The 18,175-nt window shown below is 69.3% G+C and carries 15 protein-coding genes; 12 read left to right on the top strand and 3 right to left on the bottom strand.

All coding sequences use genetic code 11. The features are described 5' to 3' along the window. Nucleotides 1-823: 823 nt before the first annotated feature. Nucleotides 824-2,155: an adenosylmethionine--8-amino-7-oxononanoate transaminase gene (gene bioA / locus FMQ63_RS27150; RefSeq protein WP_011550462.1), complete on the bottom strand. Its 1,332-nt coding sequence runs from the start codon at nt 2,153-2,155 to the stop codon at nt 824-826. Nucleotides 2,156-2,378: 223 nt separating this feature from the next. Between bioA and FMQ63_RS27145 the strand changes: the two genes are divergently transcribed. The 3 genes from FMQ63_RS27145 (at nt 2,379) to FMQ63_RS27135 (ending at nt 5,199) form a co-directional block, all read left to right on the top strand. Next, nucleotides 2,379-3,173 carry an acyl-CoA desaturase gene (locus tag FMQ63_RS27145; protein WP_011550461.1) on the top strand — a complete coding sequence of 265 codons (795 nt, stop codon included), beginning with the start codon at nt 2,379-2,381 and terminating at the stop codon, nt 3,171-3,173. A 55-nt stretch (nt 3,174-3,228) separates the two neighbouring features. Continuing rightward, complete coding sequence (locus FMQ63_RS27140) at nt 3,229-4,428, top strand: GNAT family N-acetyltransferase (RefSeq protein WP_011550460.1); 1,200 nt, start codon at nt 3,229-3,231, stop codon at nt 4,426-4,428. 84 nt (nt 4,429-4,512) lie between these two features. Next, nucleotides 4,513-5,199, top strand: a complete 687-nt coding sequence (locus tag FMQ63_RS27135) for a suppressor of fused domain protein (protein ID WP_011550459.1) — start codon at nt 4,513-4,515, stop codon at nt 5,197-5,199. Nucleotides 5,200-5,235: 36 nt separating this feature from the next. Here FMQ63_RS27135 and FMQ63_RS27130 read toward each other — a convergent pair whose 3' ends face one another. Beyond that, the gene (locus tag FMQ63_RS27130; RefSeq protein WP_011550458.1) at nt 5,236-7,311 is read right to left on the bottom strand and encodes an ATP-binding protein; all 2,076 of its coding nucleotides are present in this window, start codon (nt 7,309-7,311) and stop codon (nt 5,236-5,238) included. 78 nt (nt 7,312-7,389) lie between these two features. On the opposite strand from FMQ63_RS27130, the gene FMQ63_RS27125 reads away from it, so the two are divergent. Then, on the top strand, nt 7,390-8,466 hold the full coding sequence (locus FMQ63_RS27125) for a dipeptide epimerase (RefSeq protein WP_011550457.1): 1,077 nt from the start codon (nt 7,390-7,392) through the stop codon (nt 8,464-8,466). Here FMQ63_RS27125 and FMQ63_RS27120 read toward each other — a convergent pair. Beyond that, nucleotides 8,453-8,698 (bottom strand): hypothetical protein, encoded by a 246-nt coding sequence (locus tag FMQ63_RS27120; RefSeq protein ID WP_020477904.1) that lies wholly within the window; start codon nt 8,696-8,698, stop codon nt 8,453-8,455. The genes FMQ63_RS27125 and FMQ63_RS27120 overlap by 14 nt on opposite strands. Nucleotides 8,699-8,915: 217 nt before the next feature. Here FMQ63_RS27120 and FMQ63_RS27115 point away from each other — a divergent pair, with 217 nt between their 5' ends. The 8 genes from FMQ63_RS27115 (at nt 8,916) to FMQ63_RS27080 (ending at nt 18,136) form a co-directional block, all read left to right on the top strand. Continuing rightward, a complete protein-coding gene (locus tag FMQ63_RS27115; RefSeq protein ID WP_011550456.1) occupies nt 8,916-9,284 on the top strand; it encodes a hypothetical protein in 369 nt (122 codons plus the stop codon). A gap of 49 nt (nt 9,285-9,333) precedes the next feature. Then, nucleotides 9,334-9,963: a response regulator transcription factor gene (locus FMQ63_RS27110; RefSeq protein ID WP_011550455.1), complete on the top strand. Its 630-nt coding sequence runs from the start codon at nt 9,334-9,336 to the stop codon at nt 9,961-9,963. Between the two features lie 63 nt (nt 9,964-10,026). After that, nucleotides 10,027-11,562 (top strand): AAA family ATPase, encoded by a 1,536-nt coding sequence (locus FMQ63_RS27105; protein ID WP_011550453.1) that lies wholly within the window; start codon nt 10,027-10,029, stop codon nt 11,560-11,562. Continuing rightward, nucleotides 11,559-12,386: a hypothetical protein gene (locus FMQ63_RS27100; RefSeq protein ID WP_171452333.1), complete on the top strand. Its 828-nt coding sequence runs from the start codon at nt 11,559-11,561 to the stop codon at nt 12,384-12,386. The genes FMQ63_RS27105 and FMQ63_RS27100 overlap by 4 nt, the downstream gene beginning before the upstream one ends. Next, nucleotides 12,383-14,050, top strand: a complete 1,668-nt coding sequence (locus FMQ63_RS27095) for a VWA domain-containing protein (RefSeq protein WP_011550451.1) — start codon at nt 12,383-12,385, stop codon at nt 14,048-14,050. The genes FMQ63_RS27100 and FMQ63_RS27095 overlap by 4 nt, the downstream gene beginning before the upstream one ends. A 5-nt stretch (nt 14,051-14,055) precedes the next feature. After that, nucleotides 14,056-14,619 (top strand): hypothetical protein, encoded by a 564-nt coding sequence (locus FMQ63_RS27090; RefSeq protein WP_171452332.1) that lies wholly within the window; start codon nt 14,056-14,058, stop codon nt 14,617-14,619. After that, nucleotides 14,607-15,926 (top strand): phenylacetate--CoA ligase family protein, encoded by a 1,320-nt coding sequence (locus FMQ63_RS27085; protein ID WP_011550449.1) that lies wholly within the window; start codon nt 14,607-14,609, stop codon nt 15,924-15,926. Before FMQ63_RS27090 ends, FMQ63_RS27085 begins: the two co-directional genes overlap by 13 nt. A 122-nt stretch (nt 15,927-16,048) precedes the next feature. Beyond that, nucleotides 16,049-18,136: an ATP-binding protein gene (locus FMQ63_RS27080; RefSeq protein WP_216609278.1), complete on the top strand. Its 2,088-nt coding sequence runs from the start codon at nt 16,049-16,051 to the stop codon at nt 18,134-18,136. The last annotated feature ends 39 nt before the right edge of the window (nt 18,137-18,175 follow it).

Genomic DNA, 18,175 nt, shown 5'->3' with positions numbered 1-18,175 from the left:
CTCGCTGATTCGTTACAGTGCTGCCGGCTGCGCTTCGCAGCGCGACCTGGCTGGCACCGTCTTAAGAAATTGACTGCGGTTTCCGCAATCTAGCTTCTTCTTGGGCTTGCTATTTGGTTTTCAAAGACCGAGCCGCTTGTCTTGCCGGCGACTTCTTGCTACCATTCTCTTCGTTGCTGCCTCGCCGTCTTTTCTACCCGGCGGGGTGTCAGCTTCTATTTCAGTTCGGCGTCTTCTGTCAAGCTGCTGTTTTCGCCGTCCTGCTGGCTTCCGGACTCTTCAGCGCCGCCCAGTGGCTTCCGCTGATTTCCTCCAGAGGGGCGCGGCTTCTACCGCTTGGCCGCCCTCCCTGTCAACCGCTGCTTCGTTGACTCCCTCGACTCATCCGCCCTTTCTTCCGGGCTTCTTCGTCGGGGCGCGGCTTCTACCACCACCGCGTCTCCTGTCAACTCGCTGCGTTGACTGCCGTATTCCGTATTTTCTTACCGACCCACTCAAAGCGGATCCGCGCCAATGCGCGGGCTTCTTCGTGAGATTCAGGGCTTCTACCACCACCGCCCCTGGGATCAACTTTCTGAGTCGAGCCCTCTATTCCTGCTGCTGCTCCGTCGAGGTGCTTGGATCAGCCACCCGTCCGGAGGGGCGCGGCTTCTACCACCGCCGCGTCCAGGGTCAACAATCCTCATCGACCCTTTTATTCTGCTGTCAGCTCCCCGCCCGGATCTGCGTCGGGCGGGGCGCGGCTTCTATCCCTGCGACGCGCGACCTGTCAACCACCGTTCCGTTCGCTCCCACACATTCGTAGGCAGCGGATCCATCAGGCTCAGCCGCCGGCGACTTCTTGGAGTGACGCTTCCACTCCGGACAGCAGCTCCTCGAGCGCCTCGTCAGAGATAGTCAGTGCCGGCGCGATGTACACGGTGTCTCCCATGGGCCGCAGGTAGAGCCCTCGGCGACGCGCGGCCTCGTACACTCGCCACCCTCCCCGAGCGAGGTAACCACCACCGCCCAGGTCCACCGCGCCTACCATTCCCACGGCGCGGGGGCGAACCAGGCCCGGAATCGAGGCGGCCATCCGCTCGAAGGCGGCTTTCACGCGGGGGGCCTTTCGAGCCACCTGCCCCATCACATCCTCGTCCCGGTAGACGGCCAGCACTTCCCGGGCGATGGCGGCGCCCAACGGGTTCCCACAGTACGAGTGCCCGTAATACAGCGCCCGGTTCGACGCCCCGAGGAAGCCGGAGAAGACGCGCTCCGAGGCCAGGGTGGCGCCAAACGGCAGGATTCCTCCCGAGAGGGCCTTCGCCAGACACAGCATGTCCGGCACCACGCCCGCCAGGTCCACCGCGAAGCGTGCGCCCGTGCGCCCCAGCCCCGTGAAGACCTCGTCGGCGATGAGGAAGGTATCCACCTCGCTCGTGGCCTCACGTACCGCCCGGACGAAGTCTGGCGAGTACATCACCATGCCCGCCGCGCCCTGCAGCACCGGCTCCAAAATGACGCCCGCAATCACCTCCGGGTGCGCCCGCAGGGTGGACTGGACTTGCTCGAAGGCGCGCGCCCAGCCCCCCTCCTCCGCTGGAGAGGGGACGTGCACCACGTCGAAGAGCAGCGGGCCGAAGACCTCCCGGAACAGGGGAACGCCCCCCACGCTGGTGGCGCCCATCGTCTCGCCGTGGAATGCCCCCGACAGCGTGATGAAGCGGGTGCGGCGCGGCTGGCCATTCTGCGCCCAGTACTGGGCCGCCATCTTGATGGCCACCTCCACCGCCGTGCTGCCGTTGTCGGAATAGAAGACGCGGGACAGCCGCTCGGATGAGGGAAGGCCGGGGCGGTCCGAGCCGGGGGCGATGGCCGCCAGCTCCGACGCCAGCAAGGCCGCCGGCTCGTGGGTGATGCCCGCCAGGGAGACGTGTGGGAGTGCGGCGGCCTGCTCGGCGAGCGCGCGCATCAAGCGCGGGTGACGGTGGCCCAGCGTGGACACCCACCAGGAGCCGTTGGCGTCCAGATAGCGCGTGCCGTCCGCGTCATGGAGGTACGCCCCTTCCGAGCGCACCACCACCAGCGGATCCGTCTCCGCGATGTAGGCCTCCATCGCCGTGTAGGGATGCCAGACGTGCGCCTTGTCCAATCCGACGATGTCCGCCCGCTTCACGCGTGTACTCCTCTCCTGGAGCTCCGTACCCCTCCGTACCGGAAGAGTGGGCCGCGCCGCCGCGCGTCATGTCATGCCACGGCGCGTTCTACTGATGGCCCCCTGAAGCGGAGCGAGCGGGCGTGTCGCCCCGTGGGGCAGGGCCGCCGCTCTTCCGCCCCGCGTGACGCTGCCATGACATGCCCGGTGTTAGCCCGGTTCAGTCACTGACCAGGGAACTCGAATGGCCGTCCTCATCTTCTTCGTCTCGCACTGGCTGCTCTGCGTGTTCTTCCAGAGCTTCTTCCAGCACCGGTACGCGGCCCACCGCATGTACACCATGGGGCCGAAGACGGAGCGGGTGATGCACCTGCTCACCTACCTGGTGCAGGGCTCGTCCTACCTGTCACCCAAGGCGTACGCCATCCTCCACCGTGAGCACCATGCCTTCTCCGACACAGAGAAGGACCCGCACTCGCCCCACTTCTTCAAGGATGTGGCGCGGATGATGTGGCACACCAAGGCGCGCTACGACGACTACGCGGCCGGCCGCGGTCAACCCGAGGCCCGCTTCCTGGGCGGCTACCCGGAGTGGCCGCTCGTGGACACCACGCTGCGCACCTCATGGTTCGCCACCCTGGGCTGGGTGGCCTTCTACTCCGCCTTCTACGTGATGTTCGCCACCTCGCCCTGGCAGTTCCTGCTGCTGCCCCTGCACTTCCTCATGGGCCCGGTGCACGGCGCCATCGTCAACTGGTGCGGCCACAAGTACGGCTACCGGAACTTCGACAGCACCGACAAGTCGCGCAACTCCCTGCCCATGGACTTCCTCTGCATGGGGGAGCTCTTCCAGAACAACCACCATAAGTACGGCAGCAGCCCCAACTTCGCGGCGCGGAAGTTCGAGCTGGACCCCACGTGGCAGGTGATGCGCGTGCTCGCCCTGCTGCGCATCATCCACATCGCCACCCCGCAGCGCGCAGTCTGGCCGGAGGCCCGCGAGGCCGCACGCACCGGGGGCGCTGCTCGGGCCGCCTGACGGGCAGGCCAGCAACACACGGCGGGCACGTGCGGGGCGCGTTAAGAGTGCCCCCGTGCCCGCCGATACCCCGCTCCGTCTCCGCATCCTCGAAGCAGTGACTGATGCCCCGGCCGAAGGCTGGGACGCGCTCGTGGGCCCTGACGCCCCGCCCTTTGTCCGGCACGCCTGGCTGGCGGCCATGGAGGAGAGCGGGAGCGCCACCGAGGAGACGGGCTGGGCGCCGCATCACCTCACGCTGTGGCGTGGCCCCAAGCTGGTGGCCGCCGCGCCCGCGTACCTCAAGTTCCACAGCATGGGTGAGTACATCTACGACTTCGGCTGGGCGGATGCCGCCGCCCGCCTCGGAGTCGAGTACTACCCGAAGCTCGTCGTGGGCGGGCCGCTGTCCCCCGCCACCGTCCCCCGCTTCCTCATCGCCCCGGGCGAGGACGTCCCCGCGCTGCGCCGGGCCCTGCTTGCCGCCGCCGCCGGGAGCGCCCAGGAGGCGGGCTGCTCCTCCGTTCACGTCCTGTATCCCACGGGGGACGAGGCGGACTTCCTGGAGGCCGAGGGGCTCGCCCGGCGCATCACCCTTCAGTTCCACTGGAAGAACCCGGGCTACGGCAGCTACGACGACTACCTGGCGCGCTTTGACTCCAAGCGCCGCAACCAGCTCAAGCGCGAGCGCGGGGCCGCGGCCACCCAGGGCATCTCCCTGCGTACGGTGCGCGGCGAGGGGCTCTCCCAGGCGCACGCCCGGCGTGCCTACGGCTTCTACACCTCCACCTGCGAGCGTCACGCCTGGGGGCAGATTCAGCTCACCCCCGACTTCTTCGCGCGGGTCTTTCGCACGATGCCGGGCTCGGTGGAGTTGGTGGAGGCGGTGCGCGGCCAGCAGGTCATCGCCGGCGCCTTCAACCTGGCCACCCCGGAGCGCCTCTATGGCCGCTACTGGGGCGCCTTCGAGGAGCACCCCTTCCTCCACTTCCACGTCTGCCTGTACCACTCCGTGGAGGACTGCATCCGGACCGGCCGCAAGGTGTTCGAGCCCGGCGCTGGGGGTGAACACAAGGTGTCTCGGGGCTTCGAGCCCACCGCCGTACACAGCGCCCACCTCATCTTCGACAAGACACTGGACGGCGCGGTACGGGGCTTCCTCCGCCGGGAGCACGCACGGCTGGCGCCCGCCGTGGAGGAGGCCGAGCGCATCTGCGGGCTGAAACCCTGGCCCCTGGCCGCCTCCCCGGGCACCCAAGGGGCCACCGGCACCTGAACGCCCCCCGGACTGTCAGCCTGAAGAGGCCTCTCCGCGACTTGAAGTTGTGAAACCGGGGTGAGCCTCTAGAGTGTCATCGCCATGAAAGCCCCGGAGACGGACGAAGACTTCATCCAGTGGTACGAGGACTGCTGGGCGGACCGCGACGAAGTCGAGTATCCGAAGATGTTCGGCGCCATTGACGAAGGCGTCTTCACGCTCGACCAGACAGATGCCATCCAAGCGTGGATGGAGAGTGAGCTGGCCCAGGTCCAGGAAGCGGACCCCAACTGGGGTCCCATGGGCGTGCGCGTCTCCCCGCCCAGCGAGAGCTACCCCTACTGGACCTATGTCACCAGCGGACTGTCCAACCCCTTCACCGTGGCGCCCGGCGAGGACATCCCCGACGGCGCGCCCAGCGGGCTGGGCTACGAGATGGTCATCCACTCGCCCGAAGAGGCGAAGTGGCCGGTGTTCCGGCTGCTGGACATGATGGCCTACAACCTCGTGTCCCTGCGCGCCTTCGCCATGGGCCACCGCTACCCGGTGGAAGGCTCCCTGGACGGTGGCGAGTCCAAGCTGAGCGGCTTCGTGTTCGTCCGGGACCCGTCCCGGCCCGACCACTTCGTGCTCCCCAGCGGCAAGGTGCAACTGCTCACCCTGGTGGGCGCCACCCGCAACGAGATGGCCTTCGCCCGCTCCAACGGCATGGACAAGCTGATGGCCAAGCTGGTGGCAGCAGGCTCCGGCTACATCACCCAGCCCGACCGGGAAGAAGTGAAGTTGTAGTCACACCGCTTCCGAGTCGCGCGCCGGCCGCCCTTCTCAGGGACCGGCGCGCGGCGGGGCGTCCTCCACCAGCGCGTGCAGGACGCCCAGCTCGAACGGCTTTTCGATGCGCGGCACCGGCACCGACTGGAGGAAGGTCCGTGCTCGCTCGGAGAAGCCTCCGCCCGTCATGAAGACGAAGCGCGCGAGCAGCTCCGGCTGACGCGAGGACAGCGCGTCGTACACGTCCATCCCCGTCAGGTCCCCCATCATCAAGTCACAGAAGATGCGGTCGAAGTCCGCGTCGCGCGCCAGCGTGTCCAACGCCTCGCGCCCGCTGTGGACCACCACCACCTCGTGACGCACGCCGAGGATGCGGCCCAGCACCGAGGCGAGCAGCGGCTCGTCATCCACCACCAGCACCCGCTTCCGTCCGGGAAGGTCCGTGTCCTCCGCCACCCGCACGGCTGGCGCGTCCGCGTCGGTGGTGGGCAGCCGCACCTGGAAGACACTGCCCAGGCCCGGCGCGCTCGATGCCGACAGCTCGCCTCCCATGCCTCGCACCAGGCCCAGGCTGGTGGACAGGCCGAGTCCAGCGCCCTCCCCCAGGGGACGGGTGGTGAAGAAGGGCTCGAAGGCGCGCTCCAGGACCTCGGGCGCCATGCCGTGGCCGTTGTCCGCCACCTCCACCACCACCGTCGCGCCGTCCCTCCAGGTGGAGAGCGTCACCTGGTAGCGCGCCACGTCCCCTTCCGGGATGGCCTGCGCGGCGTTGACGAGCAGTTGGAGGAACACCTGCCCCAGCCGCGTCTCGTGCGCCATCACCGTGGGCACCGGGCCCAGGCGCTTCTCGACGCGGGCCCGGTGGCGCAGGTGCGGCATCGCCATGGAGAGGCCGAACTCCAGCGCCGCGTGCACGTCCACGGGCGACAGTTGCGGCTCCTCCGCTCGAGCGAAGATCTGCAAATCACGGACGGTGGTGCGGATGCGCTCGGCGCCTTCCTTCGCCTCGCGCAGGGCCTCCATCGCCTCGCCCAGCGCGCGGGCCAATGATTCACGCACCGCGCCCTGCGTTGCGAGGGGCTCGAGCTGCTCCAGCGCGAACTGCAGGTTCCCCACGACGTAGGAGAGCGGGTTGTTGATTTCGTGCCCCACGCCCGCCGCGAGCTGTCCCGCCATGGCCAGCTTCTCCGACTGCACCAGTCGCTCACGCGCGGCCATGAGTTCGCGGGTGCGCTCGTGGACCAGGGCCTCGGCTTCCAGGCGGCCCGAGTGCTCGCGCGACAGAAGCACGTCCCGCTCCGCCTCCGCCTGCTTCCTGGCGGTGACGTCCCGCCCGAAAATGGACACGTTGCCGTTGGCGCCCCAGGCGTGCACCTCATGCCAGCGTCCAGGCGTGGCGCGCCATTCGAAGATGGTGTGGCCCGCGCCGCTCGCGACCCGGCGCAGCTCCCGCTCCATCCGCGTGCCCAGCAACTCCGGGCACGCCTGCCACAGAATCTGCCGGAAGAGCTGCTCCTGCGAACGCCCGCTGAGGGCCGCGGCCTCGTGGTTCACGAAGGTGATTCGCCAGTCCGCATCCAACGTGAAGAACGCGTCGGGTGTGGCCTCCAGCATGCTCCGCACCCAGTCCAGGGTTTCGCGGACGCTCTCCTCCAACCGCAGGGCGCTGGTGATGTCACGCAGGCGCAGCAGGACACCGTCCCGGAGCGGCACCGCCGTTCCCTGAAGCCACACGTCCCCTTCCTGGAAGCTGTCCGCAGCCGGCCGGCCCGCCTCCACCACGTTCCGGAGCAGGTCCACCCGGGAGGCCAGACCCGAGCCCGGCATCAGCTCGCGCAGCCGCCGGCCTCTCAGCAACTCCGGAGCGGCGTGCCCCAGTGCGCGCGCACCCGCGGGATTCGCCCAGGCCCACTGGAAGTCGACGAGCGCTCCCGCCGCGTCCCGCACGGCGTGCAACACCATGCAGCCCTCAGGCTGGTGCCGCTCCGCTTCCTCGAGCGCCACCAGCAGCACATCCATGTCGGGCGCCGGAGCCGCCTGGAATCGGTCGTTCAGAATGGCTCCATGTCGACACGAATACGTGGCCGTCACAAGTACACGCGGCAAACATGTATCAGTATCAGTTCCCATGTGTCTGTCGGCCAACCGCCGCTTGACCTGGCTCGCGCGCGCAGGGGACGCCCGGGCGGCTAGGCTCCTCGGCCGCCCATGACGCCCACCCTCATCACCGCCGTCCACTTCGAGCCGCTGCACCTCCCGCTCACCGAGCCCTTCGCCATCGCCACCGGCGCGCAGTACGCCGCGGAGAACGTCCTGGTGCGACTCACCCTGGCGGACGGCTCCGAGGGCCTGGGCGAGGCCGCCCCCTTCCCCGCCGTCAGTGGAGAAACACAGGCCAGTACGCTGGCCGCCCTGGAACAGGTGCGCGCGGGGCTGGTGGGACGAGACGCTCGCGCGTGGCGGCCCGCCTCCGAGGCGCTGGGGGATTCACTCGCGCTGGCGCCCTCCGCCCGGTGCGCCGTGGAGACGGCGCTGCTCGATGCGCTGGCTCGGCACTACGGCGTTCCGTTGTACGTGATGCTGGGCGGCGCGCAGTCCGCGCTGGACATCGACATGACGGTCACCGCGGGAGACGTGGCCCATGCGCGAAAATCCGCGCAGGCAATCCTGGCGCGGGGCATCACCACGCTGAAGGTGAAGGTCGGGGCGCTGCCGCCCGTCGAGGACGCGGCACGACTGGTGGCCATTCATGAAGTCGCGCCCCAGGCCCGGCTCTTCGCGGATGCCAACGGTGGCTATGACGTGGCCGAGGCGCTCGCCTTCTTGAAAGAACTGGCGCGCGCGGACGTCCCCCTGGCCCTCTTCGAACAACCCGTGCCCGCGCATGATGTGGCCGGTATGGCGGAGCTCACGCGCCGCTCGCGCGTGCCGGTGTGCGCGGATGAGTCGGCGCGCTCGGCGAAGGACGTGCTGCGACTCATCCGGGAAGGCGCCGCGCACGCCATCAACATCAAGACGATGAAGTGCGGCGTCGTCGAGGCACTGACGATGTGGAGCCTCGCTCGCGCAGCGGGCCTGGAGCTCATGGTGGGCGGCATGGTGGAGAGCGTGCTGGCCATGTCCGCCTCGGCGCACCTGGCCGCCGGCTTGGGGGGCTTCACCTACGCCGACCTGGATACACCGCTGTTCATCGCGAGCCACCCCTTCCAAGGCGGCGCCCGATACGCGGGCGCACGGCTGGAGTTGCCAACGGATGCACCCGGGCACGGCGTCACGCTGGCCTGAGCCGCGCTCCGCCGCACGGGCTGCGGTCCTGCGAACCCGGCCCGCTGCCTCCACCCGCCGGGCCGTCGTTGCCATGAATGGTGGCGATGTGAATCTGGTTCCAGCCCGTATGCGAATGTGACGCGTTGGCCGCGGGCACATCGTGGAAACCAACGAAGGCGGCGGTGGCCATCCAACCAGCCAGCACCCAACGCGGAAAGCGCTGGCGGGGGGCGAGCGACTGTTCATCCATGGGGCGTCTCCTGAGGGGTGCGCTGCGGGTGTCCCGAATGGGACGCGGCGAGGCATTGCAGCGGCTGTGCCGCGTGCCTCCGCCCCGGAGCGCCACGCCACCGCGTGGCCGGAACCGGTCACCTGACGCATGGAATGACCATGAAGTGGTCACCCGCGAGCGGACTGTGAGGCTTAGCGGGCCGCTCCTCGTGGGGCATTCGCGCTAGGGTAGGCGCATGACCCTGGCCGTCTGCGTGCGGTGTGGCAACTCGAAGGTGGGCGCGTTCACCCCCTGCACGGGTTGCGGACTGGCCCCCGCCGCCCACGGCACCGAACGGGAACTCCAGGCACGCAGCCTGCTGCTCACGGAGCGCTACCTGCCTGGGGGTGAGTTGGAGGAGATAGGCCGGAAGATTCGCAAGGGCGAGCCCGTAACCTACGACGCAGGGCTGCTCGCGCAGATTACCGAGGACCTCCGGACACAGAAGCTGCCCATCGTCTCGAAGTCATCCCCTGGGTGCTCCGTCGCCTTGTGGGCCGTGGTGGGCGTGCTCCTCGTGCTCGCCGTGGGCTTCCTGCTCATGTCGCGGCTGCGAGGCCCCTGAGCGCACTGGGACAGCGTCGGCCGCAGGGGCCGGTTAGTGAAGCAGTTCCGTGCTGGCCGCATCCACCTCACCGCTCCGGTTGTTCCTCGTCTCGGAGGACCCGCTCGCCCGGGGGGCGCTCGCCCGGGCGCTGGGGGACCAGACAGGCGTGCACTTCGAGGTGGCGGCCGGGACGCAGGTGGACCTGGAGTCCCAACCCGGCGAGCCACCCGACGCGGTGCTGTGGGACACGGGCCTGCGCCCGTCCAACATGGAGGGTCCCGACCTGGGCGCGCCGGTGCTCGCGCTGGTGGTGGATGAAGCCGCGGGCGAGGCAGCCCTGGGCGCGGGGGCGCGGGGCCTGCTGTTCCGGGACGCGGAGCCCTCCGCCCTGGTCGCCGCGCTGCTCTCCGTGGCACGGGGACTGACCGTGTTCGACCCCGCGCTCGCGGAGCTGCGCGCCACGCCGCGTGCCTCGCTACCGGCCCAGGCCACCGCGCCGGACGCGCTCACGCCGCGGGAGCGCGAGGTGCTCGGGTTGCTCGCGGAGGGGCTGTCCAACAAGGCCATCGCGGACCGGCTGGACATCAGCGAGCACACCGCCAAGTTCCATGTAAATGCCGTGCTCGCCAAGCTGGGCGTCCAGCGGCGCACGGAGGCCGTGGTCCGCGCGGCGAAGCTGGGCCTGGTCACCCTGTAGGCATCGGGCCGCCACGCGACGGTGCTACGTCGCGTTTCCCCTGGGTGATAGGCTCCGGCGCGCATGGCCAACCAGGACTGGGTGACGCGCCTGCTCACCGGGCGCGCGACGGCGGACAAGCAGCTCAATGTCCACCTCTCCGAGCGCGACGGCGGCAGCCTCCACGACAAGATGCGGCAGGCGTATTGGTGGATCACCAACAACGCCGTCATCTGTCCCTACTACGACCTGGAGTTCGGCTCGTCCGCGTCCCTCAAGACGCCTGCGGGTGACGAGCTCCACCTCCCCGAGGACACCAGCTACAGCTCGTTCGTCCTCATCCCCCTGCTCACCCTCTTCACCTGCCGGCGCGCGCTGCTGGTGGGCGGACCGGGACGCGGGAAGACGACGTCCGCCATCCTCATGGCCCTGCTGTCCGGCATGGGCCGCGACGAGGTCCACCGCGGCATCCAGCGCGGGCACCCGCAGCTCTCCATCGCGGACCTGCTGGGCGCGCCGCTGCCCTCCGACATGCTCAAGGCGGAGGACCTGTCCGCGGTGAAGGTGAGCTGGCGCAAGTGGATTGGCCAGCGCGTCAAAATCATCGACGAGTACAACCGCATCCCCACCAAGACGCAGTCCGCGCTCCTGTCCCTCATGGCGGAGGGCTACGCGGAGATGATGGACCAGTACGTCTACGCGGGCCGCTCGTCCTGGTTCCTCACCGCCAACGACGACCAGGGCGGCGGCACCTTCCAGGTCATCGAGGCGCTGAAGGACCGCATCGACGTGGTGGTGCGCGCGGTGCCCTTCAACTCGGGCTTCATGGACCAGCTCCTCCAGCGCCTGGAGGCCGACAAGTCCCCCGAGGAGCTGCTGCCCAAGGAAATCGTCTTCACGCCTGGCGAGTTGGAGCGCGCCTACGCCGCCATCCTGGAAGTGGAGGTGCCCAAGGACGTGTTGGAGCGCATCGCCTTCTTCCTGGGGCAACTGGACTTCTGCCGCATGGCCTCGCCGCGCTTCGAGTTCAAGCACAAGGACACGCTCAAGCTGGCCGGGCAGACGGTGGCCGCGGTGTGCAACGAGCAGTGCCCGCTGGACAAGAAGGTCCACCTCTGCACGCAGACGGAGAACGGCGTCAGCGTGCGCGCGTACCAGACCATCCTCCACTTCGCGAAGGCCATGGCCTTCTTCCGCGGCCACAGCGCCGTGGAGCTGGAGGACTTCCGGCAGATTGCCCCCTGGGTGCTGCACGAGAAGCTGGTGCCCAACCCGCGCAGCGCCTTCTTCGAGGTGAAGGGCCACCGCATGCTCCTCCAGGACCGCGTGGCCTGGCTGCGGAACATGTTCGACATGGCCATGGGCCACTACGACACGCACGCGCCCATCCGGCGCAAGGTGACGACGCTGCGCCATGAGCTGGACAAGGGCCTGTCCGGCGTGGACCTGCGCACCACCGAGAAGCGCATGAATCAGGTGACGGTGCTCATGAAGGAGCTGCTCACACGGCACGAGCTGTCCGGCCCCGTCTACGAGGACGTCATCCACCTCAAGTCCCTGTACAGCCGCTACCGGAACTACGCGACGTGGCTGAAGGAGAACCCGGGCGGTCGCCCATGAGCACCTTCACCGACGAGCTGGAAGCCAATGCCCGCGCCCGGTTCGTGCGCTGGGACTCCGCCCTGTGGCGCGAGCTCACCGGCGGCGCAGCGCAGCGGCTGGGACAAGCCCTGTTCGAGGCGGGGACACCAGCGGCGCAGGGCGAGGAGCTCTTGCGCGCCTACCTCCAGTTGGGCGCGGAGGCCATTGGCCTGGGCTACCTGTACCCCACGAGCGCGGGCCGGCAGAACTTCTTCACCCTCGCCTGGTCGGACCTGATTCCCCGCCTGCTGGCCGCCGTGCCCTCGGCGGAGCGCTCGCAGGTGTTCGCCCAGTTGTGGAACCTGGGGGAGAACCTGGAGTCCGCGCCGCCCTGGGTGCAGCGCATCTTCTGGCGCGTGGGCCGGGAGCTGACGTCGCTCCAGGACATCGAGGCGCGGCTGCGTGAGACCTCCTCCGTGGCCCTGGAGCCGCCCGACGCGCCGCTGGCCGCGCGGGCCCAGGCGCACTGGGTGGACCTGTCGAAGGAGGACAGCCGCTTCCTCCCCGGCCCGATTCACTTCCTGTCCCCCACCGTGGTGTGCGTGCATGACCGGCACCGGCAGGCCGTGGCGGGCCGCGACGCGGCCACGCAGGGCATCTGGCTGGCGGAGACGCCCGTCCGCCTGGGCGCCATGGGCTGCCGCGAGGTGCCGGAGCAGACCCACGTGGAGAGTCCCCACCTGGACGAGGCACTGCGGGAGGACCCGCGCGCGGACGCGTGGTTCGCCACCCTGTCCAATGACTGGCGGGTGGTGGCCACGCTGCACACCTCCCAGCACGTGCTGGTGTTCGTCCCGGAATGAGTCCGTCTCAGAAGCACATCACCCCTGAGGACGTGGCCACGGGCTGGCGCGACGCGCTGGCCCTGTGGGACGTGCGCGTGCAGCTCAGCCCACCCGAGCCGCACGTGGACTTCCACCCCGACGCCAGCCACGCCCAGGAGCCGCTCGCATACATCGACCTGGTGAAGCGCCAGGTCTTCGTCAACTTCAAGCTCCTGGAGGCCATGGAGGCCACGGGCAGCCTCACGGCGGTGCTGGCGCATGAAATCGGCCACCACGCGCGCTTCCCGCACACGCTGGGCTGGGACGCGGAGCTGCGCGTGCAGGAGCAGCGGCTGGTTCCCGGCCTGAAGCAATCCCTCACCAACCTCTTCTATGACTTGCAGGTGAACGAGGTGGTGGGCCGCACGTACGCGGAGGCGCTGTGCGCGGTGTACCGGGGCTTCCAGCGCGTGCAGGGCGGCGAGATGTCGCCGCTGTTCTTCTTCTACCTGGCCATCTACGAGGAGCTGTGGGGCCTGCCCCCTGGGAATCTGGTTCCCGCCGCGCAGCTCGAGCCGATGGAGCAGCGCTACCCCGGTGTTCGCGCCGAGGCGCGCATGTTCGCGCAGACCTTCTACGCGCTGCCCAGCGGCAAGCTCCAGTTCCTCTACTTCTGCGCCACCTTCATCCGCTACATCGAGAAGCCCGCGGACCTGGAGTTCAGCCTGCCGCTGGGCGGGGACGTCTCCGTGCCGGACGTGGACGACCTGGATGCCGCCATCCACGGCAGCAGTCGCTGGGACGACGCGCTGGACGAAGCGGAGGAGCGGGGCTGGCTGGCCCCCTTGAGCACCCGCTCGAAGGAGAAGGACGAGCTGGACTCCATCCACCGCGTCACCGAACACCTGCCCGGCAAGCAGGGCGGAAGGCTGCGACAGGCCCTGGTGGCGAAGCACTATCGGCGGCTGGTGGACCAGCACATCCTGAAGCTCCCCACGACGCCGTCCCAGCCGGAGCCCTACCTGCGCACCACGCCCCAGGCGTGGGAGTACGGCGATGACCCGTCCAGCATCGACTGGACGTTGACGGTGCTGTCCCAGGGCCACCTGGCCGCGGTGTCACCACTGCGCCGCGAGCTGGAGGCGGACCTGCCGCCCCCGTCCGAGCTGGGCGCGCCGTCCGTGGAAATCTACCTGGACACCAGCGGCTCCATGCCCAATCCGGAGCTGAGCCTCAACGCAATGACGCTCGCGGCCCAGGTGCTGTCCGCCTCCGCGCTGCGGAAGAAGGCCACGGTGCGCGGCATCGTGTACTCGCACGGCAACCCGCAGGTGTCGCCGTGGATGTACGACGAGGAGAAGGCGCGCGACTTCCTGCTGAGCTACATCGGCGGAGGCACGCAGTTCCCCTTCGACGTGATGGACGCGCTGTCACGCGAGCGGCCCGATGCGCTGCGCATCATCATCTCCGACAGCGACTTCCTCGCGAACGTCACCGCGGAGAGGCCCCTGGCGCCGGTGCTGGAGTCCATCCGGCGCTCGCGCCTCGTGGTGGCCATCCTCGCTCTTCCCGACGAACTCCGCGCCCGGCAGGCGCTGGCGCCGCTGCTGCGCGAGCGCCGTTTCCGGCTGGTGGTGGTGCGCTGGCCCTCCGACTTCGCGAAGGCGGCCGCCGACCTCGCCCAGGCATTGCTGGAGAATTGAGCCCCATGGCTTTCGACATCCGCGAGATTCAGACGCAGCTCGAGGCAGCCCCCATCGTGTCGCCGTATTCGCATGACCTGGCTCTCGCCATCATCTGCGACACCTTCCGGCTCGCGAAGGTCCGCCCCCCGTCCCGCGCGGACTGGGGCGCCCTGGAGGACCAGGCCCGCTCCCCGCTGTGGCGGGAGCAGGTGGTGATGCTCGCGCACGTGCTGGTGTCCTCGGCGCTGCGGCAGGAGACGGTGCAGGCGCTGAACAAGAACGACGACGCGACGACGCTCCTGCAGCGCTTCTTCCAGGACGTGGCCCCGCTGACGGCGGAGATGATTCGCTCCAACACCTTCCGCCGCGAGGAGTTCATTCGCAAGTGGGTGCGCGTCGTGGGCGGCGAGTGCAAGGGCGAGTCCCCGAAGGGCTCCGTCGCGCGAATCGAACAACTGGACTACCGCAAGGCGGAAGCGGAGATGCGGCGCGCGGAGGAGGCCCGGAAGAAGGAGGCGGACAAACGCCAGCAGGCCCTCCGCGAGGCGGAGCAGCGCGCCACGGAGGCGCGTGGGTGGCGGGAGTGACGGAAGTCCTGCCCGCGGACCTGCGCGTCGCGCCTCGCGCGAACATCCGCCGGGACACCTCCTCGCAGCGCCCCCACATCCCCTGGGCCGAGTCCATCGCCCAGGGACTGGCCCGCTTCGCGTCCCTGGCTGACGAGGACGCGGCCCGCGCGGACCTGGACGCCCGGTTGTCCTTCCTGCGCGGTGCGCTGCGGGACTCGCCGTACCACGCCCGGAGGCTCCACGCGGCGGGCATCCACCCGGGTGACCTCCAGACGCTGGACGACCTGAGCCACCTGCCCTTCCTGGACCGCGGGGCCCTGGCCGCGAACTGGGACGCGGTGCCCACGCTGCCGGCGGACGCCGATGATTGCGTGGTGGTGAAGAGCTCCGGGTCCACCGGAGCGCCGGTGAACGTGGTGAGGGACCGGCGCGACTGCCTGCACATGTGGGCCGTGCTGCGGTTCCTCGTGGCGCGCGCGGGAGCGGTGCTGCCCTCGCATCCCCGGGTGGTGCTACTGGACGCGCTGCCGGGCGGGCTGGAGTACTCGGTGCGCCTGCCCATCCTCCACGACGGCGCGCTGCACCGAATCTCCGTCCTTCGCGAGGACGCGCTCCAACGCCTGCGCCGCGTGCGGCCTGCCGTGCTCTTCTCCGACCCGGAAGGACTGCGGTGGCTGGCGGCCCAGCGCGACGTGCCCTCGCCCGAGCTGGTGCTCACCTCCGCGCAACACCTGCCCGCCGGCCTGCGCGCAGAGCTGGCGAACGCGGTGCCCGCGCCTGTCCTCAACTACTACGCGACGACGGAGACGGGACCGCTGGCCTGGGAGTGCCTGCGGCCCGAGGCTCCTGGCCGGTTCCACGTCCTGGCTCCGGATGTCTGGTTGGAGCCCGAACAGGACGAGGTGGTGGTGACGCGGCTGCGTCCCAGCGTGCTACCGCTGCTGCGCTACCTCCCGGGCGACGCGGGCAGCGTGCGGCGTGACGCCTGCGCTTGTGGGTTTCATGGATGGACGCTGGAGCACTTCGGCGGGCGCGGAGCCAGCCACTTCGCCACGCCTTCGGGCCGGGAGGTGGATGCCTGGGCGCTGGCCTGGGTGTTCAAGCACCATGCGCTGCGTGGCTTCCGACTGACACAAGTGGACGTCTCGCACTTCCAACTGGAGCTGGCGGGAGCGAGCCATGCGGACGTGGCGCCACTGCGCGAGCGGCTCACCGGCGCCTTGCGGAACCTGGGTTGGACGCAGGCGCGCCTGGACGTGTGTCACGTGGAGGTATCGGCGCTGGCCGTGGGCACCAAGCCACAGCCGTTCCGCCGGCTGCGCTGAGCAGCCTTGCATGACAGCGCGGCGAGCAAGATGTCATGCAGTGGGTTCCGGTGCTTACCTGAGAAGTGCGCGGCTCCTCCCCAGCGGTATGCATGCAGCCGGCCGGGAGCCCGCCCCTGACCATGCACGCTCGTCCGGAACGACATCACCCACTCTGGGCTTCACGCGCCGGACGTTATGGCGTCGCGCTCCTCGCCTTCGTCGCGGCGTGGCTCATCCAGGCGGGCACGATGTCGTTCATCCCAGCCACCCCGTTCCTGTTCTTCTTCGGCGCGGTGATGGTGTCCGGCTGGTGGGGTGGCTGGGGCCCCGCCCTGGCGACGACGCTCCTGTCGGTGGTGGTGGTGGACTTCTACTTCCTGGAGCCACTGCTCAACCTGATGCCGGGCACGGGAGGGGCTGTCTCGCTGGCGGTCTTCGTCGTGCTCGCGCTGCTGATGACGAAGCTGAACGTCATGCTGCGCAAGGCCAACGCGGAGCGGGCGCGACTGCTGGAGCGGGAGCGGGCAGCCCGAAGCGAGGCGGAGGCCGGGCAGGCACGGCTCCACGCGCTCTTCCGGGACGCGCCCGCCGCCATCATCCTCATGCATGGCCCCCGGCACATCTATTCCTTCTCCAACACGATGAACAACACACTGATGGGGACGGACACGCTGGTGGGCCAGGAGGCGAGCAAGGCCCTGCCGTGGGCGGAGTCGCGAGGCTTCATCACCCTGCTGGACGAGGTCTACCGCACCGGCGTCCCTTTCACGGGCAATGCGGTGCCGTTCCCTCGCAAGCCCCCCCATGACGAGATACAGGAGACGTATCTCAACATCGTGTATCAGCCCACGCGGAACGAGCAGGGTGAGGTCGACGGCATCGCCGGCTTCGGTTTCGACGTGACGGACCTGGTCCGGGCCCGACAGCGCGCCGAGGCCCTGACGCACGAGCTCCAGCTCGCCGAGGCACGTGACTGGCTCCTCGCGGAGTCGGGCGCGGTGCTGGCGTCATCGCTCGACGACGAGACGACGCTGCGGAACATGGCGAAGCTGGTGGTGCCCACGTTCGCGGACTGGTGCCTCGTCGACGTGGCGGAGCCGGATGGGACGTTCCGGCGACTGGAGGCGGCACACTTCCGGCTCGAGGACGACGCGCTGGCCGAGGACATCCTCCGCTTCGGAATGCAGCCCAGCGGCAATCCGGGGCATCCCCCCACGGGCGCCCTGCTGAAGGCGGAGACGGTTCACGTCGAGCGGTTGACCCGGGAACGGATTCACGAGCTCGCACACGACGCGGAACACGCCCGGGTGCTGGAAGCGATAGGGCCCGTCTCCTTCATCGCCGTGCCCTTGATTGCACGCGGACAGGTGTTGGGGGTGCTCAGCTTCATCCACGCCCACTCCGGCCGGCATTACTCGACGTCAGACCTGGCGTTCGCCAAGGAACTGGCACACCGGGCCGCGCTCTCCCTGGAGAATGCCCGGCTCTATGCGGAGGCTCGGGAGGCCATCCGCCTGCGCGATGAGTTCATGTCCATTGCCAGCCACGAACTGAAGACGCCGCTCACCCCGCTGAGCCTGAAGCTCCAGGCGCTCTCGCGGGAGCTGGCCCGCCACCCGGGCCCGGTTCCTCGCAACCTGGTGGAGAGCTACGTGGCGGTGGGCGCACGGCAGGTGCAGAAGCTGGCGGAGCTGGTGGGCGACCTGCTCGACGTGTCGCGCATCTCCGCGGGGCGGCTCTCGCTGGAGTTGGAGGAGCTCGAGCTGGGGTCGCTCGTCCGGGACGTCGTCACCCGGTATGAACCCCAGGCCGCGCGCACCGGCTCCCCCTTGCAGTTGGAGGCGGGAGACTTCGACATCGTGGGCCGGTGGGACCGGCTGCGTCTGGAGCAGGTCATCACCAACCTGGTGGACAACGCCGTGAAGTACGGCAACGGCAGGCCCATCCACGTGCGCCTGGAGCCGCATGACGGCGGAGCGCGGCTGACGGTGCGGGACGAGGGCATCGGCATCGAGCCCCAGCATCTGCCCCGCCTCTTCGGCCGCTTCGAACGCGCCGTGTCCGAGCGCAACTACGGGGGCCTGGGCCTGGGCCTGTACATCACCCGCACGCTGGTGGAGGCCATGGGCGGCCGGGTCCACGTGGAGAGCAGGCTGGGGCGAGGCTCCACCTTCACCGTGGAGCTGCCCAGCCACCTGGGCGCGGAGCAGGCCCGTCAAGCCCCCTGACTGTCGTTTCCAGGCTCGAAGGTCATGCGAAGCCGGGAG

The organism is Myxococcus sp. CA005 (assembly GCF_006518205.1).
GTDB lineage: Bacteria > Myxococcota > Myxococcia > Myxococcales > Myxococcaceae > Myxococcus > Myxococcus xanthus.
This window is presented reverse-complemented; position numbering and strand designations above follow the sequence as displayed.